We start from the raw sequence: 225 nt of genomic DNA, 5'->3' as shown, positions 1-225 counted from the left end.
TCTCCTCGGGCGAGACCATCGACACCGTCGATGCCGGTTTCTCGGAAACCGCCTCGATCGGCGACAAGGTGTGGGTCGACAGCAATGCCAACGGCGTGCAGGACGCAGGCGAAGTGGGCAAGGCCGGTGTGACGGTCGAGCTCTACACCTGTGTTGATGAGATGCCGGGCACGCTGGTCGACACCAAGGTGACCGACGCCAACGGCAACTACAACTTCAGCGGCC

1 protein-coding gene is annotated in these 225 nt (G+C 63.1%); it reads left to right on the top strand.

Annotated features, from left to right (window positions below; genetic code table 11):
* Positions 1–225 (top strand): SdrD B-like domain-containing protein (locus GQB03_RS22875; RefSeq protein ID WP_200832445.1); only part of this gene is annotated, 225 nt, incomplete at both ends.

This window comes from Cognatazoarcus halotolerans (genome assembly GCF_009800965.1).
GTDB classification, from domain to species: Bacteria; Pseudomonadota; Gammaproteobacteria; order Burkholderiales; family Rhodocyclaceae; genus Cognatazoarcus; species Cognatazoarcus halotolerans.
This window is presented reverse-complemented; position numbering and strand designations above follow the sequence as displayed.